The 22,945-nt window shown below is 68.2% G+C and carries 15 protein-coding genes; 10 read left to right on the forward strand and 5 right to left on the reverse strand.

Annotated features, from left to right (window positions below):
* Positions 1-10: 10 nt before the first annotated feature.
* The gene (gene hepT, locus ACFPAH_RS04600) at positions 11-445 is read left to right on the forward strand and encodes a type VII toxin-antitoxin system HepT family RNase toxin (protein ID WP_379741334.1); all 435 of its coding nucleotides are present in this window, start codon (positions 11-13) and stop codon (positions 443-445) included.
* On the opposite strand, the gene nhaR is transcribed toward hepT, so the two are convergent.
* Positions 434-1,333 (reverse strand): transcriptional activator NhaR, encoded by a 900-nt coding sequence (gene nhaR / locus ACFPAH_RS04605; RefSeq protein ID WP_379741337.1) that lies wholly within the window; start codon positions 1,331-1,333, stop codon positions 434-436. The genes hepT and nhaR overlap by 12 nt on opposite strands.
* Before the next feature lie 109 nt (positions 1,334-1,442).
* Between nhaR and ACFPAH_RS04610 the strand changes: the two genes are divergently transcribed.
* The gene (locus tag ACFPAH_RS04610) at positions 1,443-1,829 is read left to right on the forward strand and encodes an HPF/RaiA family ribosome-associated protein (protein WP_379741340.1); all 387 of its coding nucleotides are present in this window, start codon (positions 1,443-1,445) and stop codon (positions 1,827-1,829) included.
* A gap of 18 nt (positions 1,830-1,847) precedes the next feature.
* On the forward strand, positions 1,848-2,813 hold the full coding sequence (locus ACFPAH_RS04615) for a TerC family protein (protein ID WP_379741343.1): 966 nt from the start codon (positions 1,848-1,850) through the stop codon (positions 2,811-2,813).
* A 55-nt stretch (positions 2,814-2,868) separates the two neighbouring features.
* Here the strand turns inward: ACFPAH_RS04615 and ACFPAH_RS04620 are convergent, their stop codons facing one another.
* Together ACFPAH_RS04620 and ACFPAH_RS04625 are read right to left on the reverse strand one after the other, a co-directional pair.
* Positions 2,869-4,479 (reverse strand): response regulator, encoded by a 1,611-nt coding sequence (locus ACFPAH_RS04620; protein WP_379741346.1) that lies wholly within the window; start codon positions 4,477-4,479, stop codon positions 2,869-2,871.
* Between the two features lie 8 nt (positions 4,480-4,487).
* Positions 4,488-7,469: a response regulator gene (locus ACFPAH_RS04625; protein WP_379741349.1), complete on the reverse strand. Its 2,982-nt coding sequence runs from the start codon at positions 7,467-7,469 to the stop codon at positions 4,488-4,490.
* Positions 7,470-7,652: 183 nt separating this feature from the next.
* On the opposite strand from ACFPAH_RS04625, the gene ACFPAH_RS04630 reads away from it, so the two are divergent.
* The 4 genes from ACFPAH_RS04630 (at position 7,653) to ACFPAH_RS04645 (ending at position 13,405) form a co-directional block, all read left to right on the forward strand.
* The gene (locus ACFPAH_RS04630; RefSeq protein ID WP_379741352.1) at positions 7,653-7,913 is read left to right on the forward strand and encodes a hypothetical protein; all 261 of its coding nucleotides are present in this window, start codon (positions 7,653-7,655) and stop codon (positions 7,911-7,913) included.
* Positions 7,914-8,100: 187 nt separating this feature from the next.
* A complete protein-coding gene (locus tag ACFPAH_RS04635) occupies positions 8,101-8,676 on the forward strand; it encodes a DUF2760 domain-containing protein (RefSeq protein WP_379741355.1) in 576 nt (191 codons plus the stop codon).
* Positions 8,673-10,532, forward strand: a complete 1,860-nt coding sequence (locus ACFPAH_RS04640) for an Hsp70 family protein (protein WP_379741357.1) — start codon at positions 8,673-8,675, stop codon at positions 10,530-10,532. The genes ACFPAH_RS04635 and ACFPAH_RS04640 overlap by 4 nt, the downstream gene beginning before the upstream one ends.
* The gene (locus ACFPAH_RS04645; protein WP_379741360.1) at positions 10,529-13,405 is read left to right on the forward strand and encodes an Hsp70 family protein; all 2,877 of its coding nucleotides are present in this window, start codon (positions 10,529-10,531) and stop codon (positions 13,403-13,405) included. The genes ACFPAH_RS04640 and ACFPAH_RS04645 overlap by 4 nt, the downstream gene beginning before the upstream one ends.
* A 157-nt stretch (positions 13,406-13,562) precedes the next feature.
* On the opposite strand, the gene ACFPAH_RS04650 is transcribed toward ACFPAH_RS04645, so the two are convergent.
* The gene (locus ACFPAH_RS04650) at positions 13,563-15,701 is read right to left on the reverse strand and encodes a gluconolaconase (protein WP_379741363.1); all 2,139 of its coding nucleotides are present in this window, start codon (positions 15,699-15,701) and stop codon (positions 13,563-13,565) included.
* Between the two features lie 136 nt (positions 15,702-15,837).
* Here ACFPAH_RS04650 and ACFPAH_RS04655 point away from each other — a divergent pair, with 136 nt between their 5' ends.
* Both ACFPAH_RS04655 and ACFPAH_RS04660 read left to right on the forward strand, forming a co-directional pair.
* A complete protein-coding gene (locus tag ACFPAH_RS04655) occupies positions 15,838-16,311 on the forward strand; it encodes a hypothetical protein (RefSeq protein ID WP_379741366.1) in 474 nt (157 codons plus the stop codon).
* A gap of 335 nt (positions 16,312-16,646) precedes the next feature.
* Positions 16,647-17,327, forward strand: a complete 681-nt coding sequence (locus tag ACFPAH_RS04660) for a PRC-barrel domain-containing protein (RefSeq protein WP_379741369.1) — start codon at positions 16,647-16,649, stop codon at positions 17,325-17,327.
* Positions 17,328-17,372: 45 nt separating this feature from the next.
* On the opposite strand, the gene hrpA is transcribed toward ACFPAH_RS04660, so the two are convergent.
* Complete coding sequence (gene hrpA / locus ACFPAH_RS04665) at positions 17,373-21,548, reverse strand: ATP-dependent RNA helicase HrpA (protein WP_379741372.1); 4,176 nt, start codon at positions 21,546-21,548, stop codon at positions 17,373-17,375.
* A gap of 54 nt (positions 21,549-21,602) precedes the next feature.
* On the opposite strand from hrpA, the gene argA reads away from it, so the two are divergent.
* Positions 21,603-22,916: an amino-acid N-acetyltransferase gene (argA, locus tag ACFPAH_RS04670; protein ID WP_379741375.1), complete on the forward strand. Its 1,314-nt coding sequence runs from the start codon at positions 21,603-21,605 to the stop codon at positions 22,914-22,916.
* Positions 22,917-22,945: the final 29 nt, after the last annotated feature.

Consider the following 22,945-nt stretch of genomic DNA (forward strand, 5'->3'; position numbering starts at 1 on the left):
AGGAGCGAATATGGACGAGACCGTATTGATCGGCAAGCTGGGCATCATCGAGCGCTGCTGCCGCCGCGCCCGCGAGGAATACGAGAAGGATCCCACGACCTTCGTCGGCGACCTCACGCGCCAGGACGCCGCCACCCTGAACGTGATCCGCGCCTGGGAAGCGGCGGTCGAGATGGGCGACTACGTGATCGCCACGGCCGGGCTCGGGGTGCCGCAGGACGAACGCGAAGTCATCACCCTGCTGGCCGAGAACGGCTGGATCGAGCCCACGCTGGCCGAGGACCTGAAGCGCACCGGCGAATTCTGCCGCGCCGAATGGGATTACCAGGCCGCGCCGCTGCCGGCCCTGGTGACCATCCTCAAGCGCGGGCTGGACGATTTCGGGGCCTACGGCCGGGCGCTGCTGGCCGGGGCCGCAGCAATGCAAAAGACATCAGGCGAATAGCGTATCGCGCGCGGCAGTGCTGATCGCCACCGTGGCCGGATGGCTCATGCGGCGCTCGGTCGTGATCGCATAAACCTGCTCGACCACGGACTGGACCTGGCCCAGCGCGACTACCCGGTATTGCTCGCTCACCTGCGCAGCGATCACCGTCGGCGCGAAAAACACGCCGGCACCCGACTGGCCGAACGCCTTCATCATGGCGCTGTCGTCGAATTCTCCCACCACGTGCGGATGCACCTTGACGTGCTCCATCCAGCGCAGCAGGCGCTGGTGGATCGCAAAATCTTCTCCCGGCAGCAGCAGCGGCGCGTTGTCCAGGCAAGCCGGGAACTTCCCGCCCAACTGCGCGGCCAGCGCCGCCGTGGCAAATGCCGTCATCGGGCTTTCCCCCAGCAGGTGGCTGTAGGCGCGCACGCTGAAATGCGCGGGGATCGGCCGGTCGGCCATGACCAGGTCGAGCCGGTGCACGGCCAGGTCCGCCACCAGGCTGTCGAGCCGGCCTTCGCGGCAAATCAGCCGCACCGGTTCGGCCAGCTTCAGGGCCGGTTCCACCAGCTTGCAGGCGATGAGCTTGGAGACCGAATCGGCGCAGCCGACGCGAAACGAGATCGTCGTCGCGAAACGCTCGTCGCGTACCAGTTCGAGCAGTTCGTCGCCGGTCGTGAAGATGTCTTCGGCGTAGCTCAGGATGCGGCGCCCGCTGTCGGTCAGCTCGAGGTTGCGCCCGGCGCGGCGGAACAGTTCCACCCCCAGGGTGTCGGCGAATTCGGTCAGCTGGCCGGAGATCGATTGCGGCGTCAGGTGCAGCTGCGCCGCCGCCTTGGCGATGCTGCCGGTCTTCGCCACCATCCAGAAATAACGCAGGTGTTTATAGTTGAGTGAGGACACGGTCGCCGCCTATACATCGAAAAAGTCGATTCAAGATTAAATTATATTCGATTTGCACGATGTTTATATGGGCCTTATAGTGAAGCTTCAACTCAACGGGAGGACTACCATGCGTATGACAATCCAAGCAAGCGGCTTCGACATGACCCGCGCCCTGCACGCCTACACCGAGCATCGCCTGGCCACGGCGCTGGGCTGGGCCAGGGATCACATGCGCAAGCTGGCCGTGTCGCTGTCGGACATCAACGGCCCGCGCGGCGGCGTCGACAAGCGCTGCAAGATCCAGGTCCAGCTCGCGGGCGGCCGCGACATCATCATCGACGACGTCGAAGCCGACCTGTATGCGGCGATCGACCGCGCCGCCGACCGTGCCGACCGCGCGCTGGTCAGGCAGGTCGGACGCACGCGCCGCTTCGCCCACACCCGCCTGGCGGCCGCGACCGAAGCACGCGCCACCGACGATGCCGGCGAGCCACAATACCCGCTGACCCCTTGACGACGACTGGAGCCCTGAATGAATGGTTTGGAAAGTATTGCTAGCGGCCCCATGTGGGCCGTGTTCGTCGGCTTCGTGCTGGTCATGCTGGCCCTCGACTTGTTCGTCTTCGGAGGCAACAAGGCGCACAAGGTCAGCGTCAAGGAAGCCGGCATCTGGTCGCTGGTCTGGGTCAGCCTGGCGCTGCTGTTCAATGGCGGCCTGTGGTGGTACCTGACCGGGACGGTCGGGTCCGAAATCGCCGACCAGAAGGCGCTCGAGTTCTTCTCGGGTTACCTGATCGAGAAAGCCCTGTCGGTCGATAACGTCTTCGTGTTCCTGCTGATCTTTACCGCCTTCCAGGTACCCCAGCAATACCAGCGCCGGGTACTGATCTACGGCGTGCTGGGCGCCATCGTGATGCGCGCCATCATGATCAGCGCGGGTGCGTGGGTGGTGAGCGAATTCAGCTGGGTGCTGTACGTGTTCGGCGCCTTCCTGCTCTATACCGGCATGCGCATGCTGGTGGCGGTCGACAAGGAACCCGACGTGGCCAACAATCCGGTGCTGCGTTTCGCACGCAAGCACTTGAAGGTGGCGGAAGGCGACCATGGCGAAAAGTTCTTCATCACGCAGAACGGGGTGCGTTACGTGACGCCGCTGTTCCTGGTCCTGATCCTGATCGAGGTGACCGACCTGGTGTTCGCGGTGGATTCGATCCCGGCGATCTTCGCCATCACGACCGACCCGTTCATCGTGTTCACGTCGAACATGTTCGCGATCCTGGGCTTGCGCGCCCTCTACTTCCTGCTCGTGGACGTGGCTGACCGCTTCCACCTGCTCAAGTATGGCCTGGCGATGGTGTTGACCTTCATCGGTACCAAGATGCTGATCATGCCGTGGTACCACGTGCCGGTGCAGGCGTCGCTGACGGTGGTGGCCGTGCTGATCGCGGGCAGCTGTATCGCCAGCCTGTTCATCACGCAGAAGGACAGCGGCAAGTAACAAGGCAGTAAGGCAGCAGCAATGGCAGGCCCGGCATCCGGGCCTGCCTTTTTTTTTACCCCGCCCCGCGCACGTCCAGCAGTTCCTGCACCCGCCGCGCCATCTCGTCGAGCCGGTACGGCTTGCGCAGCAGCGGCACGCGCCGGAAGACGTCCTCTTCGAGTCCGACCTCGCCCGCGAAACCGGACGCGAACAGCACCTTCGCCTGGGGCAGGTGCGCGCCGGCGGCCAGTGCCAGGTCCGGGCCGCGCGTGGCGCCCGGCATCACGATGTCGGTGAACAGCAGGTCGATCGGCAGCCGGCGCCGGATCAGGGCCAGCGCGCGCTCGCCGTCGGCCGCCTCGAGCACGCACAGCCCCAGCTTGCGCAGCACTTCGACGCTCGCCGCGCGCACCGGCGCCTCGTCCTCGACGACCAGCACGGTCGGCGTGCGCGTGCCGCCGGCGGCCTGCGCCAGCGGGAAGGACAGCGTCACGCAGGTCCCCGCGCCCGGCGTGCTGGACAGCTCGATATGGCCCTCGCTCTGCTTGACGAAACCGAAGGCCAGGCTCAGTCCGGCGCCCGCGCGGCGGCTGCCCGCCTTGGTCGAGAAGAAGGGTTCGAAGGCGCGCCGCTGCACTTCTTCCGTCATGCCGGCGCCGTTGTCGCGCAGCCGGATGCGCAGGCAGGGCGCGCCCTTGCCGGCGGTCCCGGGCAGCTGGCCCGGCCCGGCCTCGATCTCGAGCCTGCCGTCGGCCGCCATCGCCTCGGCGGCATTGCGCGCGAGGTGCAGCATGGCGTTCCCGAATTCGACCTGGTCGAGCGTCACCAGGCCATCGGCGCCGTCGATCGACAGCGCCAACGCGCGGCCGCCGAGCGCCTCGCGCAGCGATTCTTCCACGCCGCAGAGCAGCACGTCGGCGCGCACCGTGACCGGCTGCAGCGGCCGGCGCCGCGCAAAGGCCAGCAACTGCGTCGCCAGCCCGGCGCCGCGGCGGATGCCTTCGGCCGCGGCGTCGAGCCGGCGCACCGTCGGTTCGTGGGCGCGGTGCGCGACCCTGAGCAACTGCAGGTGTCCGCCGATCAGCTGCAGGACGTCGTTGACGTCCTGCGCGACGCCGCCCGTGAGGCGGCCGAGCGCCTCCATCTTCTGCGCCTCGTGCAGCGAGTCCCGGGTGGCGGCCAGTTCGCGCGTGCGCTGCAGCAGCGCCGCCTGGCTGTCGTCCAGCGCGCGCCGGGCCTGGTCGCGCTCGACGATGGTGCGGTAGGCGCGCGAGTGCGCCCGCGCCCGCGCCGCCAGTTCGATCCGGTCCGGCCACTTGACCAGGTAATCCATGGCCCCGGCCGCGAAGCCTTCCGCCTTGGTGCGCGGGTTGTCGTTCGACGAGACCATGATCACCGGGACCTCGCCCAGCCGCGGGTGCTCCTTGAGCGCGCGGATCACTTCCAGCCCGTCGATCAGCGGCATGTGCAGGTCGACCAGGATCACCGTCGGCGCGCAGGTTTCGGCAACCTCGATGGCGCGCGCCGGATCGTCCAGGTAGTCGATCCGGATGCCGGGTTCGCCGGCCAGCATGGCCTGCACCAGGTCGGCGTTGAACGGCTGGTCGTCGATCAGCAGCAGGCGCACATCGGGCGCACCGGGCGCAGCGGGCGTATCCGGGATGGCGGGTGTCGGGCTGGGCATGGCGCGCATCAGGAGGGATAGTCCGCGTGGGCGGGGCGCGGCGCCGTGTCCAGGTCGGCAATGCTCAGTTGCAGCTCCAGCAGGTCGTAGGGCTTGGGCAGCAGCGTGATCCCGCTGCCTGCGGGCAGCACGATGCTGCGGCCCTCGCCCGAGGCCAGGATCACCTTGAGCCCGGGCCGCAGGGCCAGCGCGCGCGACGCCAGTTCGATCCCGGACAGGCCCGGCAGGTTCAGGTCGGTGAACAGGACGTCGATCTCGCGTTCCTGCAACAGCCCCAGCGCGTGCTCGGCGGAGGCGCTGCCGCTGGCCGCATGGCCCAGCGCGCCGAGCAGCTCGCAGGCCAGTTCGCGCGTATCGGCATCGTCCTCGACCACCAGGATGGTGCGCCCTCCCTCGGCGTGCGGCATCGCGGGCGCCTGCGGCGCAGGCGCAGGTACAGGTACAGCAGCGAACGGCGCCGCGGCCGGGAGCGGCGCGGCCGCGCCGGCGCCGCCCAGGCACTGGCGGACGGCCTGCGCGACCTGGGCCCGGCTATAGGGCTTGGGCAGCAGCTCGATGCCGGCCTCGAAGGCCCCGTCGCGCACGTGGCCCGAAGTCAGCAGGATGCGGGTGGCCGGCGCCAGCGCGCGGCACCGCCCCACCAGGGTGGCGCAATCGACCGCGCCCGGCATCGACAGGTCGGTAAACAGCAGGTCGACCGGCGCGCCGCCTTGCAGGACTGCGAGCCCCTGCTGGCCGTCGCCGGCGCACAGCACGCGGTAGCCCAGCCCGGCCAGGATCTCGGTGGTCGATGCGAGCACGGCGGCATCGTCGTCGACCACCAGGATGGTCTCTCCGGCGCCGTGCACGCTGACGCCGGCACCGCCTTCGCTGCGCAGCGCCGGACCATGCGAGCGCGGCAGGTAGATGCGGATCGTGGTGCCCTGGCCCGCGCGGCTCTCGATGCGGATTTCGCCGCCGCTCTGCTTGACGAAGCCGTACACCATGCTCATGCCCAGGCCCGTGCCCTTGCCCGGCGCCTTGGTCGTATAGAAGGGATCGAAGATCTTGGACAAGACCTCGGGCGGCATGCCGCAACCGGTGTCGGTCATCGACAGGCAGACGTGTTCGCCGCCGGCCGCGCCGTCGAGCCTTGCGTTGGCCAGGCCGATCCGCAGGCGTCCTTCGCCCGCCATCGCATCGCGCGCATTGATGGCCATGTTCAGGATGGCGTTCTCGAGCTGGTTGCGGTCGGCCTCGGCATTCCACAGGTCGGCCGCGACCTCGAGCCCGACCTCGATGCGGTCGCCCAGCGCGCGCGCCAGCAGCGACTCCATGTCGGCCAGCAACTCGCCGAGGTGGGTCGGCACCGGCAGCAGGGGTTGGCGCCGGGCGAACGCGAGCAGTTGGGACGACAGCTTCGAGCCGCGCTCGACGGCGGCCACGGCGCTGGCCAGGCGCGCCGCCAGCAGGCTGTTCACGCCGTCGAGCTCCATCAGTTGCAGGTTGCTCGAAATGATTTGCAGGACGTTGTTGAAATCGTGGGCGACGCCGCTCGCCAGCTGGCCGACCGCTTCCATCTTCTGCGCCTGGCGCAGCGCTTCCTCGACCTTGAAGCGTTCGGTTTCCTCCTGCACCACCTGGCGCTCGAGCGCGCCGTTCAGGGTGCGCAGCGCCACCTCGGCCTGGCGCAGGCTTTCCTCGATCCGCCTGCGCTCGGTGATGTCGAAGGCCACGCCGAGGTAGCGCTGCACCCCCGCCTCGGTCGAGGCCACCGGCTGGCCGCGGCGCGCGATCCAGCGCCGCTCGCCCGTATCGGCGCGGGTGATGACGAATTCGGCATACGCGATCGGATTCGATGCGCTGCCGAGCCGGGCCGGTCCCACCAGGTGCCGGTAAGCCGGATCGACATGGCGCACCAGCAGGTCGGCGTCGATCCGGGTATCGGGCGCGAAGCCCCAGAGGCGGCGGTAGGATTCGGACACGACGATTTCGCCGGTGGCCGGATACCACTCGAAGGTGCCGATCTCGCCCGCGTCCTGGGCCACGCGCAGGCGTTCCTCGGTCAAGGCATGGTCGGTGACGTCGACCCCCTCGACGAAGATGCCATAGGTGTTGCCGGCCGTATCCTTGAGCGGCTGGTAGACGAAATTCAGGATGCGGCGCACCGAGGGCGCGCCCTCGCCGCCGTCGATCTGGACGTCGAGATTATTGGCATGGAAAGGCTCGCCGGTCGCGCGCACCCGATCGAGTATGCCGATGAAGCCCTGCTCCACCATTTCGGGCAGCGCCAGGCGCACCGGCTTGCCGACCACCTGGCGATGCTGCACTACCTTCAGGTAGGCATCGTTGGCCAGCTCGAAGACGTGATCGGGTCCGCTGACCACCGCCATGAAGCTGGGCGCCTGGCGGAACAGGCCGTTGAGGAACTCCATGTCCCCGGCCAGCTGGCTGTTGGTCTGCTCGAGCCGGACGCGCAAGGCGTCGAGGTCGGCGTTGGCCCGGTGCAGGTGCTCCTGCTGGCTGGCGCGCTGACCTTCGACGTGGACGCGCGTGGTGGTCTCGATCACGGTCGAGATCGCTCCGCGTACCTGCCCGTCCTCGTCGACCAGCGGCGAATAATACAGGTCGAACCAGGCGTCCTTCGGCCGGTCATCGCGCTCGAGCACGAAATGCTGGTCGCGGAACACCCGCTCCTGCCCGGCATAACAGGCGCCGTAGACCTCGGCGTTAAAATCGCGTGCCTCGGGCCAGACGTCCAGCACGGACAGGCCGAACATGGCCGGGTGGCGGGCGCCGGCAATGCTTGCGTAGGCATCGTTATAAATCAGTATGCGGTCCTCGCCCCAGGCCACCACCATCGCCGCCGGCGAGCGCAACACCATGTCGACCACGCTGCGCAACGCCTGCGGCCAGGCCGCCGCCGGGCCGAGCGAAGTGGCGCTCCAGTCGTGCTTGCGTACCATGGCGGCGGTCGCGCCACCACATGCCGGCCAATCAGTCGTACTCATAGGTGCCTTTACGTGGTGGTGGATGAGATCGTCAGGCCGAAGCCGTGGACGCAGCGAAATTCTGGGCGACAGTGTACCACTGGAAAGTAGCCAGTAAGGACATGCGCGTGCTCCGCTTATTATCAAACTGGTAGCATTTACCTGATCCGGCGATCGGCCGGCCTCTTCGAAAGGATGATGCCAATGTTAAGAGTGGGAAACACGGATAACGGCCTGGTGGACAGGCTCGGCACCCTGGCCGCGCGCGTCGTCGAGGAGGCGCTGGCATCAAGCCTGAGCTGGGACCAGGCCATCGTCGCCTTCGGCATCGCCAGCAAGGCGATGGCCGCCAAGGCTGCGACCCAGGGCAACGGCACGCCGGAAGAATGCACGGCCCATGCGCAGGAGCGCTTGCAGTTCGGCATGGAACACAGTGCCGAGGTGCTCAGGGCTTTGCTCAGCTGATGGCACGAGCAGTGAGCGCCGGAACGCGGGCGCGGCCCGCCGGCTCTTGTGACCTCATCCCGCGGCCCCATGTGGCACCTGTGCCGGTTCCTCCCTGGGGCTGAACTGGTATCATTCGCGTTTTTCCGGACCCCGTCCCGACGCTGTCCGACAGCGCGCCGGTCCATTACCTTACAGAACATCAAGAATGAGCACACCGACCCAACTGCCCTCTTTCTGGAGCCGGCTCTCGCTGGCCTTCGGCACCTTTTTCAAGACCGTCGGCGATGCCGAATTCGCCGCGCGCGTGCGCGATGACCAGGTCGGCCCCGTCGCCGCTCCACCTTCGGCAGCACCTGCCCCGGCACCCGCCCCGGCCGCGGCGCCCGTGCAACTGCGCGTCGCGACGCCGGAAGCCGCCCTGCAACTGCTGACCCTGCTGCAGCGCGAAGCGCGCCTGATCGACTTCGCCCACGAGAACCTGACAGCCTATGCCGACGCCGACATCGGCGCCGCCGCCCGCGTCGTCCACGAAGGCTGTGTCCGCGTATTGAAGGAACACTTCACGATCCAGCCCGTGCGCAGCGAAGCCGAAGGTGCGCGCGTCACGCTCGAGGAAGGCTTCGATGCCGCCAGCGTGCGCCTGACCGGCAACGTGGTCGGCAAGGCGCCGTTCAAGGGCACGCTGTCGCACCGCGGCTGGCGCGCCCTCGAGGTGCGCCTGCCGCAGCTGGCCAAGGAACACGACGCGAGCGTGATCGCACCGGCCGAGGTGGAACTATGAGCGCGCCGGTGAACTCCCGTTATGCCATCGGCATCGACCTCGGCACCACGCACAGCGCGCTGTCGTATGTCGACCTGGAAGCGAGCGACGGCGAAAAGACCGCGCACGGCGTGCTCCCGGTTCCGCAACTGACCGCGCCGGGCACCGTCGACGCGCTGCCGCTGCTGCCGTCCTTCCTCTACCTGCCGCACCCGGACGAGCTGGCGCCGGGCGAACTGGCCCTGCCTTGGGCCACGGACGGCGAGGTTGGCCTTGCAGGCGAGATTGCGCGCAGCCGCGGCGCCACCACGCCGATCCGCCTGGTGTCTTCGGCCAAGAGCTGGCTGTCGCACCCGGGCGTGGACCGCAGCGGCCCCATCCTGCCGCTCGATGCGCCGGACGAAGTCGCGCGCATCTCGCCGCTGGAGGCCTCGACCCGCTACCTGGCGCACCTGCGCCGCGCCTGGGACCACGCCCATCCAGAAGCACCCTTCGACCAGCAGCAGGTGACCGTCACCATCCCCGCCTCGTTCGACCCGGGCGCGCGCGAGCTGACGGCCGAAGCGGCCCGGAACGCGGGCTATGCCTCCGCCACCCTGCTCGAAGAGCCGCAGGCGGCGCTCTACAGCTGGATCCAGGGCAGCGGCGGCGCCTGGCGCAAGCAGGTGAAAGCCGGCGACATCGTGCTGGTGGTGGACGTGGGCGGCGGCACCAGCGACTTTTCGCTGATCGCCATCCTGGAGGTTGAGGGCAAGCTGGAACCGCACCGCGTGGCCGTGGGCGACCACATCCTGCTCGGCGGCGACAACATGGACCTGGCGCTGGCGCACCTGGTAGCGAGAAAACTCGCCGCCAACGGCACTCAGCTCGACGCCTGGCAGATGCGGGCGCTGACCTATGCCTGCCGCGGCGCCAAGGAACACCTGCTGGCCGACGCCAACGCCACCACCTGGCCGATCGTGGTGCCGAGCCGCGGCTCGAAACTGATCGGCGGTTCGATCCGCACCGAGCTCACGCGCGATGAAGTCACCACCTTCATTACCGACGGCTTCTTCCCGCGCGTGGAAGCCTCCGCGCGTCCGGCGACGCGCACCCGCGCCGGCCTGACCCAACTCGGCCTGCCCTACGCGCACGATGCCGCCGTCACGCGCCACCTGGCCGCCTTCCTGGCGCGCCAGGCCGGTGCGACGGCCGAGCTCGAAGGTTTCGAAGGCCGCGTATCGGCCGACCACAGCTTCCTCCATCCGAGCGCGGTGCTGTTCAACGGCGGCGTCTTCAAGTCCGGCATCCTCGCCCAGCGCGTGATGGACACCATCAACGACTGGCTCTACATGGAAGGCGCGGAACCTGCGCGCATGCTCGAGGGCGCCGACCTCGACCTGGCCGTGGCCAGGGGCGCGGCCTACTACAGCTATGCGCGGCGCGGCGGCGGCGTGCGCATCCGCGGCGGCACGGCCCGTTCCTACTACGTCGGCGTGGAGTCGTCGATGCCGGCGATTCCCGGCATGGAGCCGCCGATCCAGGCGCTGTGCGTGGCGCCCTTCGGCATGGAAGAAGGCAGCGAACTCGAACTGCCGGGCCAGGAATTCGGCCTGGTGGTCGGCGAGCCGGTGCACTTCCGCTTCTTCGGCTCGACCACGCGCCGCCAGGACCAGATCGGCGAGGTGCTCGATTTCTGGGGACCGGACGAGCTGCAGGAAATGAACGAGATCCAGGCCACCCTGTCTCCCGAAGGCCGGATGCCGGGCGATGTCGTCCAGGTCAGGCTGCATGCGCTGGCAACCGAAGCGGGCACCCTGGAGCTGGCGGCGGTGGCGCAGGACGGCCAGCGCTGGAAGGTCGAATTCGACGTCCGTAACGCCGCCGACGCATCGTGACACCCTGGCTGGTCAGCATCGATCTCGGCACCACGAATACGGTGCTGGCATATGCCGCGCCGGGTTCGGCGAACATCGAACTGTTCGCCATCGACCAACTGGTCGCGCCCGGCGAAGTGGCCGCGCAGCCGCTGCTGCCTTCGAACCGCTACCATCCGTTTGATGGCGAACTCGCGGCCGGCGACCTGCAGCTGCCCTGGCAGCAGAACGACGTCGGCGGCGTCGAGCGGGTTGCCGTCGGGCGTCTCGCGCGCCAGCTGGGCGCGGCGACGCCGGGGCGGCTGGTGGCCAGCGCCAAGAGCTGGCTGTCGCACCCGGGCGTCGACCGCATGGCGGCCATCCTGCCCTGGGGTGCCGAAGCCGAGGTGCCGAAAGTCTCGCCGGTGGCCGCCAGCGCCAGCTATCTGGCGCACCTGCGCGCCAACTGGAACCTGCGCTTTCCCCAGCAGCCCCTCGAACGCCAGGAACTGGTGCTGACCGTGCCGGCCTCGTTCGACGAGGGCGCGCGCGCGCTGACGCTGGAAGCGGCGAAGCTGGCCGGCCTGCCCCGATTGCGCCTGCTCGAAGAACCCCAGGCCGCCCTCTACGACTGGCTGTACCGCCACCGCGCCGGCCTGGCCGAGCGCCTGGCCGGCACCCGGCTGGTGCTGGTGCTGGACGTCGGCGGCGGCACCACCGATTTCAGCCTGGTGAAGGTCGCGCTGGAGGGGGGCGAACTGAGTGGCGAACCACAGCTGACCCGCATCGGCGTCGGTAACCACCTGATCCTCGGCGGCGACAACATGGACTTGGCGCTGGCGCACCTGGCCGAGACCCGCATGGCGCAGCAGGATGGCGAGGATGCGCCGCGCCAGCGCTTGAGCGCAGCGCGCCTGGCCCAGCTCACCGAACGCTGCCGCGCGGCGAAGGAACAGCTGCTCGCAGACGGCGCCCCGCCGGCGGTGACCGTCACCCTGCTCGGCGCCGGTTCGCGCCTGATCGGCGCCAGCCGCAAGGCCGAGCTGCGGCGCGAGGACATCGACGCCATCGTGCTGGACGGCTTCTTCCCGCTCAACGAAACGCAGCAAGGGGCGAAGCGGGCACGCGCCGGCATCGTCGAATTCGGCCTGCCGTATGCGAGCGATGCCGCCATCACGCGCCATCTGGCCGACTTCCTGCGCCAGCACGCGCCAGCCGCGCGCGCGGCGCTCGGCTTGCCTGAAGACGACGAAACCCTGCCGGTACCGGACACGCTGCTGCTCAACGGCGGCGTGTTCCGCGGCGCGGCCCTCTCAAACCGGATTGCCGACACGCTGGCGCGCTGGCGCGGGCAGCCGCTGCGCATCCTCCACAACGACGACCCGGACGTGGCCGTGGCGCGCGGCGGGGTCGCCTATTCGCTGGCGCGCCAGGGCCAGGCCCCGGCCATCGAAAGCGGCGCGGCGCGCAGCTATTACCTGCTGCTCGAGGGAGAAAAAGGCGCCGCCGGCACCCTGCGCGCGGTGTGCCTGCTGCCGCGCGGCACGCCGGCCGGCATCGAAGTGCGGCTGCTCGAGCGCAGCTTCGCCCTGCGTCTCGGGCGGCCGGTGCGCTTCCACCTGGCCTCGACGATCGCCGACGCCGGCCAGCCGCCGCAGCCGGGAGCACTGGTCGACCTGGCGCCCGGCGACATCGTCCGCCTGCCGCCGATCGCCACCGTGCTGCGCGCGGCCGTGGCAGGACCGGCGGGCGCCGGTCCTGCCGCCACGGCGCGCAGCGACATTCCCGTGCAGCTGGCGACGACCCTGAGCGAAGTCGGCTCGCTCGAAGTGCATTGCGTCGCCGAGGACGGCAGCGGACGCTGGCAGCTCGCCTTCGAACTGCGCGAAGCCGAAAACCGCGAGGCCGGCACGCCCCAGGAAGAGGCGCTGCCGCCGCAGCTCGACGCCGCCATCGAGAAGATCGACCGCATCTTCGGCACCCGCTCGAAGGGCGTCGACCCGAAGGAAGTGCGCCAGTTGCGAGCCGGCCTGGAGCACCTGCTGGGCGCGCGCGAGCGCTGGGCCACGCCCCTGCTGCGGAGCCTGTTCGACGCATTGATGGAGAGAGCAAAAGGCCGGCGCAGGTCGAGCGAACACGAACGCGCCTGGCTGAACCTGGCCGGCTATTGCCTGCGCCCGGGCTTCGGCGACCCGCTCGACGGCTGGCGCATCGAGCAACTGTGGGCGATGTTCGAGACCGGGGTCCAGTACCACAAGGATTCGCAAGTGCGCGCCGAATGGTGGACACTGTGGCGCCGCGTGGCCGGTGGCCTCGACACCGAATCGCAACTGCGCCTGCTCGACGATTTCGCCTTCAACCTGCAGGCCGACGCTTCCGAGCGCGGCAGGCGTCCGCTCACCCTGGTCGACGGCAGCGAGGACGACATGCTGCGCCTGGGCGCCTCGCTCGAGCGCATTCCCTCGGCCTATAAAGCGGAAATCGGCAACTGGATGATGGAGAGGATCGAGGCCATTCCCGCCCCTGCCGCCAAACTGGACGCGAAGACCGCGGCCGCCTACACGCGCTACCTGTGGGCGCTGGGCCGCGTCGGCGCGCGCCAGTCCTTCCACAGCAGCGCGCACGAAGTGGCGCCCGTGGAAACGGCCGAGGAATGGCTGGGCAAGCTGCTGCTGCTGGACTGGAAAAAGGTCGAGCCGGCCGGTTTCGCCGCCAGCCAGATCGCGCGCATGACGGGCGACCGCTCGCGCGATATCGGCGAGGCCATGCGCGAGCAGGTGCTGCGCCGCCTGCTCGCTACCGGCGCGCCCGCCGCCTGGCCGGCCATGGTGCGCGAGGTCATCGAACTCGACCAGGCCAGCGAAACACGCATGCTGGGCGAGGCGCTGCCGCCGGGCTTGAAGCTGCTGCGGTAGGGTGGGCGGCTATGCCTCACCGGTGGCGCTCACGCTGCCTGAATGCCGCCCACGCGTTCAACTCCCTGTGCACTGTCGCGAGGTTTCACGGGCCGCTTGAACGCGTGGGCGGCGCAATCGCCGTGTATGTGCATCGTGCCGGGTGGAGCCGTCCACCCTACTCCACGGTGATGGGCAAATCCCTTCCTTCCACCGCCACCTGCCCCGCGTAATCGGCCGCGTAGATGCGCAGCAGGTAGTCGCCGGGCGCCAACTCTCCCACCTTCCAGCTGCCGGGCGCCACCTCGCCGTCGCGCAGGCTGTTCGTCACCGCGTAGGCGAAGCGCGTCGTCTTGCTGCCGTAAACGGTGATGCCGCTGTTGGCCGCATACACCAGCTTGACGGCTTCGCGCTCGCGCGGCAGGCGGTCGTAGGTTTGCGTGACCAGGGGCTGCTCGTAGCCGGGGACGGGGCGTCCGCCGGCGTCGAGCAACTGGTAGCCCAGCTTGTAGAGGCCGAGGCGGCGGCGCGCCAGGTTGCCGTCCATCTGGTCGTAGGCGTCGGCCACGATCGCCACCTCGCCCAGCGTGCGCGCGACTTTCAGGCGCTGGCCGCGCTTGCCCGGGACGCGGCGGCCGATGCTGTCGTAGAGGGCGATGTCCTGGATGCGCGGCGCGATCGTGTCCTGCAGGCCGGCGAAGGGCAAGGTCAGCGGGTTGACCAGCGTGCCGCCGGGGTAGTAATCCATGTGCACGTGCGCCATGCCGTTGATGGTGCCGAGCGCGTCGCCGACGGCAAAGCGGGTGCCGCGCGGCACCCGCACCCGCATCGGCTTGCCGCGGGCGTCGTTCAGCAACTGGAAGCGCGGGTCGAGGGCGCGGTTGCGGCTGTCGCGCCCGACCCGCATGTGGATGTAGGACAGCGAGCCCACGGCGATCCCTTCGCTGAGCGTGCCATAGCCCCAGTTTGCATACGGGTCGCTCACCTTCGAGGGCGTCACCGCCAGCACCCGGGCGCCGATGTCGGCGCGCACGTCGAGCCCGGCGTGGAAATGGTCGCGGCTCTCGCCGTTGTAGCTGCCGCGCACCTCGCCCATCAGGCCCACGACCTCGTGCACCTGGTCCTGCGGGCCGACCGGCCACGGCATCGGCGCGTTCCGCACCGGCTGGGCCGGTGGCCCGAATGCCGGCATCGCTTCGCCCTTGCGCGGCAGCGCCAGGCGCAGCACGCGCAGGGCCAGCGCATCGGCCACGACCACGGCGCCGCTGGGTTCGACCGCGATGCCGCGCGGCGCATGCAGGCGCACCGTGCCGTCGCTGGCGTAGCTCGACTCGGGCGGCCGGTCGGCGTCGGGCAGCGCGCGCAGCTCGCCGCTTGGGGCCAGTTGCAGGATGCGTCCGCCGGCGCCGCTGGCGATGTACAGGTAGCCGTCGTTCGTCACGGCCAGCCCGGCCGGGCGCCGCAGCACCGGGTTCGGATCGCCCTCGATGGGCGCCGCAATCGTCGATACCGTGCCGTCCGCGTCGATGCGCCGGATCGCGTTGTTGCCGGTATCGGCGACGTACAGCACGCCCTTCTTGTCCACCGCGATGGCGCTGGGCGTGTCAAAGGCGGCCAGCGCAGCCGGCCCGTCGGCATGGCCGGGCTGGCTGCTGCCGGCCAGGGTCGTCACCATGCCGTCGGGCGCGATGCGGCGGATGCGGTCGTTGTAGGTGTCGGCGACATAGACGTTGCCGTGCCGGTCGACCGCGATGCCGACCGGCGCGTGGAAGCGCGCGGCCCGCCCCTGGCCGTCGAGGTGGCCGGGCTGGCCGTCGCCGGCGAGCGTGACGACGCTGCCGTCCGGCGCGATCTTGCGGATGGCGTGGTTGCCGGTATCGGCCACGTAGAGGTTGCCGAGGCGGTCGAAGGCGAGCGCGGACGGGGTGTGGAAAGCGGCGGTACTGCCTGCGCCGTCGAGAAAGCCTTCGCTGCCGCCGGCGAAGGTGGAGACCTGGCCGGCGCTGTCGATGCGGCGGATGCGGTTGCTGTCGCCGCCGTCGGCAACATAGACCCTGCCCTGCGCATCGACCGCCACCCCGAACGGATCGCTGAAGCGGCTGGCCGCTTGCGGGCCGTCGACAACGCCGCCATGGCCGCTGCCGGCGATCGGCGTGATGCGCGCACTCCAGAAGGCCTGGGTCGGCGCGGCGGCCGGCACCAGGACCGCGAGGCGCGGAGCGGAGGGATCGCGCTGTTTGAAGAGAAGATAGCCGCCCACGCTGGCGGCCAGCACGCCTGCGCCTGCCAGCGCCGCGATGATCGATTGTCGTTTCACTGATTGCCTGCGGATCGCACAAACGGCAAGTTTAACCGATGAGTCCGGCGCGCACGGCAGGCCGATCCATCGTGATATTGCCCACGGCCGATATGGCCAGCCTTATACTGTCGGGCTGACAAGCTGCCGCCCGCCGATGACGACCTTTACGCTCTACAACTCAGCATGGAGAAATGCGGCGGATGCGCTGGTCTGGATGATCCCGTCGCTGTTTTTCCTGCTGGCCATGATGATCGAGCCGCTGTGGTGGGCACCACCCGGTTTCACCCTGTTCGCGCTGGCGGCCGCCGTCTCATGGAGGCGCGCATTCGACCGTTCGCTCCAGGTCCGCGTCGACGAACACGGGATCTGGACCAGGCGCTTCGACATGATCGGGTGGGAGCACATCGCCAAGGCTTGGGTCCAGCCCGGCAAGATGAGTTATCTCGCGATCAAAGTGAAGGACCTGGAGCCCTGGATGTCGCGCATGAACCCGTTGAGGCGCGCATTGCACTGCCGCGCCACGCCGGAATCATTCCTGATCAGCCTGCCGCTCCAGCACACGGGCGTGGACCAAGCCGCGCTCAGCCTTTACCTGAAGCAACGCCAGTCGTCTTCAGCGCTTGCCTAGCAGGCGCGCGAACAAGGACGACAGCGAACGGGTCGGGATGCGCTTGGCCAGCGGGCCGGGATGGTTGCAGCGTGCGGTAATGGTCATTGTTCTGGTCTCCGAAACATTGCTTGTCAGGATAGCCACACGGCTGAGTTCGCTCTGTGCGCTATGTCGCATAGCGTCGCATAGCAGCGTGACGGGCCCATGACAAGCGCGCGCGCCTACACACATTTGAGTCATATCATGGTCAGTGCGACGTTGCGCCCTACTCTTTTGGGGCTTTGAGTGCGGGGGCACGCAAAGCGCGGCGCCATTCTGTTAGGCGCTTTCAAACACAGACCAGGAGAAACGACATGAGCTACGCAGATCGTGACAAGTATGGGATGTACAAGCGCGCCGGACATGCCGGTCCGGGCCCCGCACTGATGGGCGCGGACACGCTGATCGGCGACAGCGTCGTCAATGGCGCAGAGGAGACCTTGGGCGACATCAAGGAAATCATGCTCGACATGAACACCGGCCAGGTCGCGTACGCCGTGCTGGCCTTCGGCGGCTTCCTCGGCATGGGCGAAAAACTGTTCGCCGTGCCATGGCAGGCGCTGCACCTCGACACGGCCAACCACCGCTTCGTGCTCAACGTCGAGAAGGAGCGCCTGCAAAACGCGCCCGGCTTCAACAAGGACGCCTGGCCCGACATGAGCGACGTCAACTGGGCCAGCGAGGTCCACACCTTCTACGGCACCGATCCGCACCGCGGCGGCGCGCCGACCATGGCGCCGGGCGTGGGGATGCGTACCGGCATGACCGAGGGCAGCGGCACCGGCATCGGCTCGGGCATGGGCGCCGGCCATGCGGGCAGCGCCTCGCCGGGCTCGGGCGCCGGCAGCGGCATGACGGGGACCGGCGCTGGAGGCGGCGGCATGGGCAACACGGAATCCGCGGTCCACGGATCGGGCGCCAGCAGCGACCCGCGTTCCGGCAACCTGGGCGACGATAGGGACATCAGCAGGATCCGGGGCAGCAATATCGGGTAAGAGATCGCAGGATCGTAGGGTGGACTCCCGAGTCCACCCTGCTTCTTACCTGATCATCGACTCCCACACCTTCTGCAGGCGCTTGGCCGACACCGGCATCGGTGTGCGCAGCTCCTGTGCGAACAGCGACACCCGCAGCTCTTCCAGCATCCAGCGGAACTCCGTCATGCGCGGGTCGTTGCTCTTGCCCGGCTGCTTCGAGATGCGCTGGAACTGGCTGGCGGCATTCTGCCACTCGGCCATCAGCTGGGCGTCGCGCGACGGATTGCCGCGCAGCTTCTCGAGGCGGATGTTCATCGCCTTCAGGTAGCGCGGGAAGTGCGCCAGCTGGCTGTACTCGTTGTCGGCAATAAAACGCTTGTGCACCAGGCTAGCGAGTTGCGCCTGCATGTCGGCGGCCACCGCCTGCGCCAGGCCGTTCAGGCGCTTGGGCATGCCGTGGAACTCGGCCAGGATCGAAGCGGCCAGGCGCGCGATCTCGTTGATCAACAGGCCGATGCGCCCCTTGCCCTCGTCCTTGCGCTTGTTGAAGGAGGCCGCGTCGTGCGGCAGCGGGTCCTGCAGGCAGGCGATGTCGATCGCCTTCTGGATGATCTGGTCGCGCAGTTCTTCCTGCGAGCCGACCGCCATGAACTGCATGCCCATCTGCTGCAGGCCGGGGATGTTCTTCTCGGCGAACTTCAACTGGTCCTTCAGCTGCAGCGCGAACAGGCGGCGCAGGCCGATGCGGTGGGTGCGCGCCGCCACGTTGGGGTCGTCGAAGACTTCCAGGTCGCAGTGCGTGCCCTTGTCGACCAGGGCCGGGAAGCCGATCAGGGTCAGCTTGCCCTGGGTGATTTCGAGCAGCTCGGGCAGCTCGCCGAAGGTCCAGCTGGTGAGATTCGTATGCTGGCTGACGGCCGGCGCGGCTGCCTGGGCTGCCTGGGCTGCCGGCGCCGCGCCCTTGCCCTTGCCTTGCGGCGCGGGCGGCGTGGCAGGCGCACCCGCCTTGCCGGCACCCCAGGCAGCGGGCGTGGCCACGCCCTGCCGGGCCGCGCCCAGCGCCGCCGGCGTCGCTTCCGCCATCTTCTGGAAGCTCTCGCGCGCCTGGCTGCCCAGCTCGGCCTGCAGGGTGGCGAGGTTGCGCCCCATCTCGAGCTGGCGTCCATGCTCGTCGATGACCTTGAAGTTCATGAACAGGTGGGCCGGCAGCGTCTCCAGCTTGAAGTCACCTAGCAGCACGTTCACACCCGTCTCGGCGCGCACGTCGAGGATCAGGACGTCGAGCAGATCGCCGCGCCCGAAGGCGTTCGCCGCGTGGATGCGCTCGACGAAACGGGCCGCGTAGTCCGGCAGCGGCACGCAGTGGCGGCGCAGCTTTTGCGGCAGCGATTTGAGCAGCAGGTGCACTTTTTCCTTCAGCATGCCCGGCACCAGCCAGGCCGCGCGCTCCTGCGGGATCTGGTTCAGCGCGAACAGCGGCACCGACAAGGTCACGCCGTCGCGCAGGCTGCCCGGCTCGAAGTGGTAAGACAGCCCCATCTCGATGCCGGTGACGTTCATCGTCTTCGGGAACAGTTCGGTCGTGACGCCCGCCGCCTCGTGGCGCATCAGCTCTTCGCGGTTCAGGAACAGCAGCTTCGGGTTGTCGCGCGCAGCGTCCTTGTACCATTTTTCAAAACCTGCGCCATTCACCACGTCCTTCGGGATTTCGGCGTCATAGAAGGCCGCGATCAGCTGGTCGTCGACCAGCACGTCCTGGCGGCGCGACTTGTGTTCCAGGTTTTCGATCTCCCTCACCAGCTTGTGGTTGTGGGCGTAGAAAGGGGCGCGCGTCTCGTAGTCGCCGGCCACCAGGGCGTCGCGGATGAAGATCTCGCGCGCTTCGTACGGGTTGTGCAGCGCGTGGTTGATGCGCCGGCCGCTGTAGACGACGATGCCGTACAGGGTCGCGCGCTCCAGCGACGATACTTGCGCCGGCTTCTTTTCCCAGCGCGGCTCGCCCCAGGATTTCTTCAGCAGGTGGGCGCCGACCTTTTCCACCCATTCCGGCTGGATCTGCGCTATGCAGCGCGCATACAGGCGCGTGGTCTCGACCAGTTCGGCCGCCATGATCCACTTGCCCGGCTTTTTCGTCAGCGAGGAGCCCGGCCAGATGTGGAACTTGATGCCGCGCGCGCCCAGATAGGCGGCGCCCGGCTCGTCCTCGCCCTTGAAGCCGATGTTTCCAAGCAGGCCGGTCAGCAGCGCCAGGTGCAGCTGGTCGTAGGTGGCGGGCGCCTCGTTCAAGCGCCAGCCCTGCTCGCGCACGATGGTCAGCAGTTGCGAATGCACGTCGCGCCATTCGCGCAGGCGCACCTGCGACAGGAAGTTGGCGCGGCAGTTTTCCTGCAGCAGGCGGTTCGATTTCTTGTGTTCGATCGCGTCCTCGAACCACTTCCAGATCTTGATGAAGCTGAGGAATTCGGACTTCTCGTCGGCGAACTTCTTGTGCTTCTCGTCGGCCTGCTGCTGGTATTCCATCGGCCGGTCGCGCGGGTCCTGCACCGACAGCGCCGAGGCGATCACCAGCATCTCGGACAGGCAATCGTTGTCGAGCGAAGCCAGGATCATGCGGCCCACGCGCGGGTCGAGCGGCAACCGGGCCAGCTTGCGGCCGAGCGGCGTGAGCTCGTTGGTTTCGTCCACGGCCCCCACTTCCTGCAGCAGCTGGTAGCCGTCGGCGATCGCCCGGCCCTGCGGCGGCTCGATGAAGGGGAAAGTCTCGACGTCGGTCAGGTGCAGCGACTTCATGCGCAGGATGACGGCGGCCAGCGAGGAGCGCAGGATTTCCGGATCGGTGAATTTGGGCCGCTGCAGGAAGTCTTCTTCCTCGTACAGGCGGATGCAGACGCCGTCGGCCACGCGGCCGCAACGGCCTGCGCGCTGGTTCGCGGCCGACTGCGCGATCGGCTCGACCTGCAGCTGCTCGACCTTGTTGCGGAAGCTGTAGCGTTTTACGCGCGCCAGGCCCGCATCGACCACGTAGCGGATGCCCGGCACCGTCAGCGAGGTCTCGGCCACGTTGGTCGCAAGGACGATGCGGCGCGCATTCGTCGTGCGAAATACCTTGTCCTGTTCTTCGACCGACAGGCGCGCGAACAGCGGCAGGATCTCGACATGGGGCGGATGGTGCTTGCGCAGCGCCTCGGCGCAGTCGCGAATCTCGCGCTCGCCGGGCAGGAACACCAGCACGTCGCCCTGGCCGAGGCGGCACAGTTCATCGACGCCATCGACCACGGCGTCCATCAGGTCGCGTTTTTCGCGCGCTTGCTGCGCCTTCGGCATGGGTTTGTTGTCGACGCCGCCACCAGCGACCACCGGGTCGCGATCGACCGGACGATAGCGGATTTCGACCTTGTACAGGCGGCCCGAGACCTCGATCACTGGCACCGGCTTCTTGCCTTCCTGCGTGAAGTGGCGCGCGAAGCGCTCGGCGTCGATCGTCGCCGAGGTGATGATCACCTTCAGGTCGGGACGGCGCGGCAGCAGTTGCTTCAGGTAGCCGAGCAGGAAGTCGATGTTCAGGCTGCGCTCGTGGGCCTCGTCGATGATGATCGTGTCGTAGGCTTTCAGGAGCGGATCGGTCTGGGTCTCGGCCAGCAGGATACCGTCGGTCATCAGCTTGATCGAGGCGCCCGGCTGCAGCGTGTCGTTGAAGCGCACCTTGAAGCCGACGTGCTCGCCCAGCGGCGTGCCGATCTCGAAGGCGATCCGTTTCGCCGTCGAGGACGCGGCGATGCGGCGCGGCTGGGTGTGGCCGATCAGGCCCTTTTCGCCGCGCCCGAGCTGCAGGCAGATCTTCGGCAACTGGGTGGTCTTGCCGGAACCGGTTTCGCCCGAGACGATGATGACCTGGTGCTCCATCAGCGCCTTGGCGATCTCCTCGCGCCGGCTCGATACCGGCAGGTCTTCCGGATAGGTGAGCGGCGGCAGCGGCGTCTGCACGCGCGGCGCGCGCGGGGCTTGCGGCGCCCTGGTTCCGTCGCGCTGGCCGCGCTGGCCCTGTTCGCGCGGCGGACGTTCCTGTCCGCGCTCGTTCGCATGCGGACGCTCGCGCCTTGTCTGCAACTTGCCCTCGGGCGCCTGCGTCATGGGTGCACGCAGCTCTCCCTGGGCAGGCTCGCGCGGTGTATCGCTACGACGGTTCGGGGTTCCTGCGCGCGCCGTGTCCGGCGAAGGCTTGTTACTCTGTTCAGACATTGTTTTTACGAGGTATTTGGTGCGCAAGTCGCGCAGCGAATTATAATGCGGCAAATGGAAAACCCTACCCAATTCGTCCAGTGGTTGCGCTCTGTCGCGCCGTATATTCATGCCTTTGGCGGCAAGACGTTTGTCGTTGCCTTTCCCGGCGAACTGGTCGCCGCCGGCGCCCTGCCGGTGCTCGCGCAAGACCTGTCCCTGCTCGTCGCACTCGGCATTCGCATCGTGCTCGTGCACGGCTCGCGCCCGCAGGTGGCCGAACAGCTTGGCCTGCGCAGCGTCGAGGGCCGCTTCCATAACGGCGTGCGCATCACCGACACGGCCGCGATGGAGTGCGCCAAGGAAGCCGCGGGCGAACTGCGCCTCGATATCGAAGCCGCGTTCAGCCAGGGTTTGCCGAACACGCCGATGTCGAACGCGCAGATCAGCATCGTGTCGGGCAACTTCGTCGTCGCCCGCCCGCTGGGCGTGATCGATGGCGTCGATTTCGAATTGACCGGCATGACCCGCAAGATCGCCGCCGACAAGATCGCCCCGATCCTGCAGACCGAAGACAACCTGGTGCTGCTGTCCCCGCTCGGCTTCTCGCCCACCGGGGAGGTGTTCAACCTGACGATGGAAGACGTGGCCGCCTCGGCCGCGATCGCCCTCCACGCCGACAAGCTCATCTACATCACGGAAACGCCGCTGATGTCGGACGCCGCCGGCACCGAGATCCGCGAACTGTCCTCGCACCAGGCCGAGGCCGTGCTGCAGGCGAACTTCCTGCCGCCCGACGCCGCCTTCTACCTGCGCCACGCGATCAAGGCCTGCAACAGCGGCGTCGACCGCGCCCACATCGTGCCCTTCGAAATGGACGGTTCGGCCCTGCTCGAGCTGTTCACCCACGATGGCGTGGGCACCATGATCAGCCACGAAAACCTGGAAAGCCTGCGCCAGGCCACAATTGAGGACGTCGGCGGAATTATCAAGCTGATCGAACCGCTGGAAGCGGACGGCACGCTGGTCTACCGCGGCCGCGAGCTGATCGAGCGCGAGATCGAGCAGTTCTCCGTCATCGAGCACGACGGCGTGATCTTCGGCTGCGCCGCCCTGTACCCCTTCCCGGAAGAGAAAATGGGCGAAATGGCCTGCCTGACCGTGAATCCGGACGTGCAGGCCCAGGGCGACGGCGAACGCATCCTGAAGCACATGGAAAACCGCGCGCGCGCGGCCGGCCTGACCAAACTGTTCGTGCTGACCACGCGCACCGCGCACTGGTTCAAGAAGCGCGGCTTCCGGCCGGCCACCGTCGACGAACTGCCGAAGGACCGCCAGCATATGTATAACTGGCAGCGCAAATCACAGGTCTTCATCAAGACCTTATAATCGTCATTTATCTTTTACCGAATCAGGAG

This window comes from Massilia sp. GCM10023247 (assembly GCF_042653325.1).
Classification (GTDB): domain Bacteria; phylum Pseudomonadota; class Gammaproteobacteria; order Burkholderiales; family Burkholderiaceae_D; genus Telluria.

Bases quoted from the DNA above. Each gene is read 5' to 3' on its own strand.
- hrpA (WP_379741372.1), bottom strand. From the start codon at position 21,548: ATGTCTGAACAGAGTAACAAGCCTTCGCCGGACACGGCGCGCGCAGGA.
- ACFPAH_RS04610 (WP_379741340.1), top strand. From the start codon at position 1,443: ATGCGTATGACAATCCAAGCAAGCGGCTTCGACATGACCCGCGCCCTG.
- ACFPAH_RS04615 (WP_379741343.1), top strand. From the start codon at position 1,848: ATGAATGGTTTGGAAAGTATTGCTAGCGGCCCCATGTGGGCCGTGTTC.
- argA (WP_379741375.1), top strand. From the start codon at position 21,603: ATGGAAAACCCTACCCAATTCGTCCAGTGGTTGCGCTCTGTCGCGCCG.
- ACFPAH_RS04635 (WP_379741355.1), top strand. From the start codon at position 8,101: ATGAGCACACCGACCCAACTGCCCTCTTTCTGGAGCCGGCTCTCGCTG.
- ACFPAH_RS04630 (WP_379741352.1), top strand. From the start codon at position 7,653: ATGTTAAGAGTGGGAAACACGGATAACGGCCTGGTGGACAGGCTCGGC.
- ACFPAH_RS04640 (WP_379741357.1), top strand. From the start codon at position 8,673: ATGAGCGCGCCGGTGAACTCCCGTTATGCCATCGGCATCGACCTCGGC.
- ACFPAH_RS04620 (WP_379741346.1), bottom strand. From the start codon at position 4,479: ATGCCCAGCCCGACACCCGCCATCCCGGATACGCCCGCTGCGCCCGGT.
- ACFPAH_RS04625 (WP_379741349.1), bottom strand. From the start codon at position 7,469: ATGAGTACGACTGATTGGCCGGCATGTGGTGGCGCGACCGCCGCCATG.
- ACFPAH_RS04655 (WP_379741366.1), top strand. From the start codon at position 15,838: ATGACGACCTTTACGCTCTACAACTCAGCATGGAGAAATGCGGCGGAT.
- ACFPAH_RS04660 (WP_379741369.1), top strand. From the start codon at position 16,647: ATGAGCTACGCAGATCGTGACAAGTATGGGATGTACAAGCGCGCCGGA.
- hepT (WP_379741334.1), top strand. From the start codon at position 11: ATGGACGAGACCGTATTGATCGGCAAGCTGGGCATCATCGAGCGCTGC.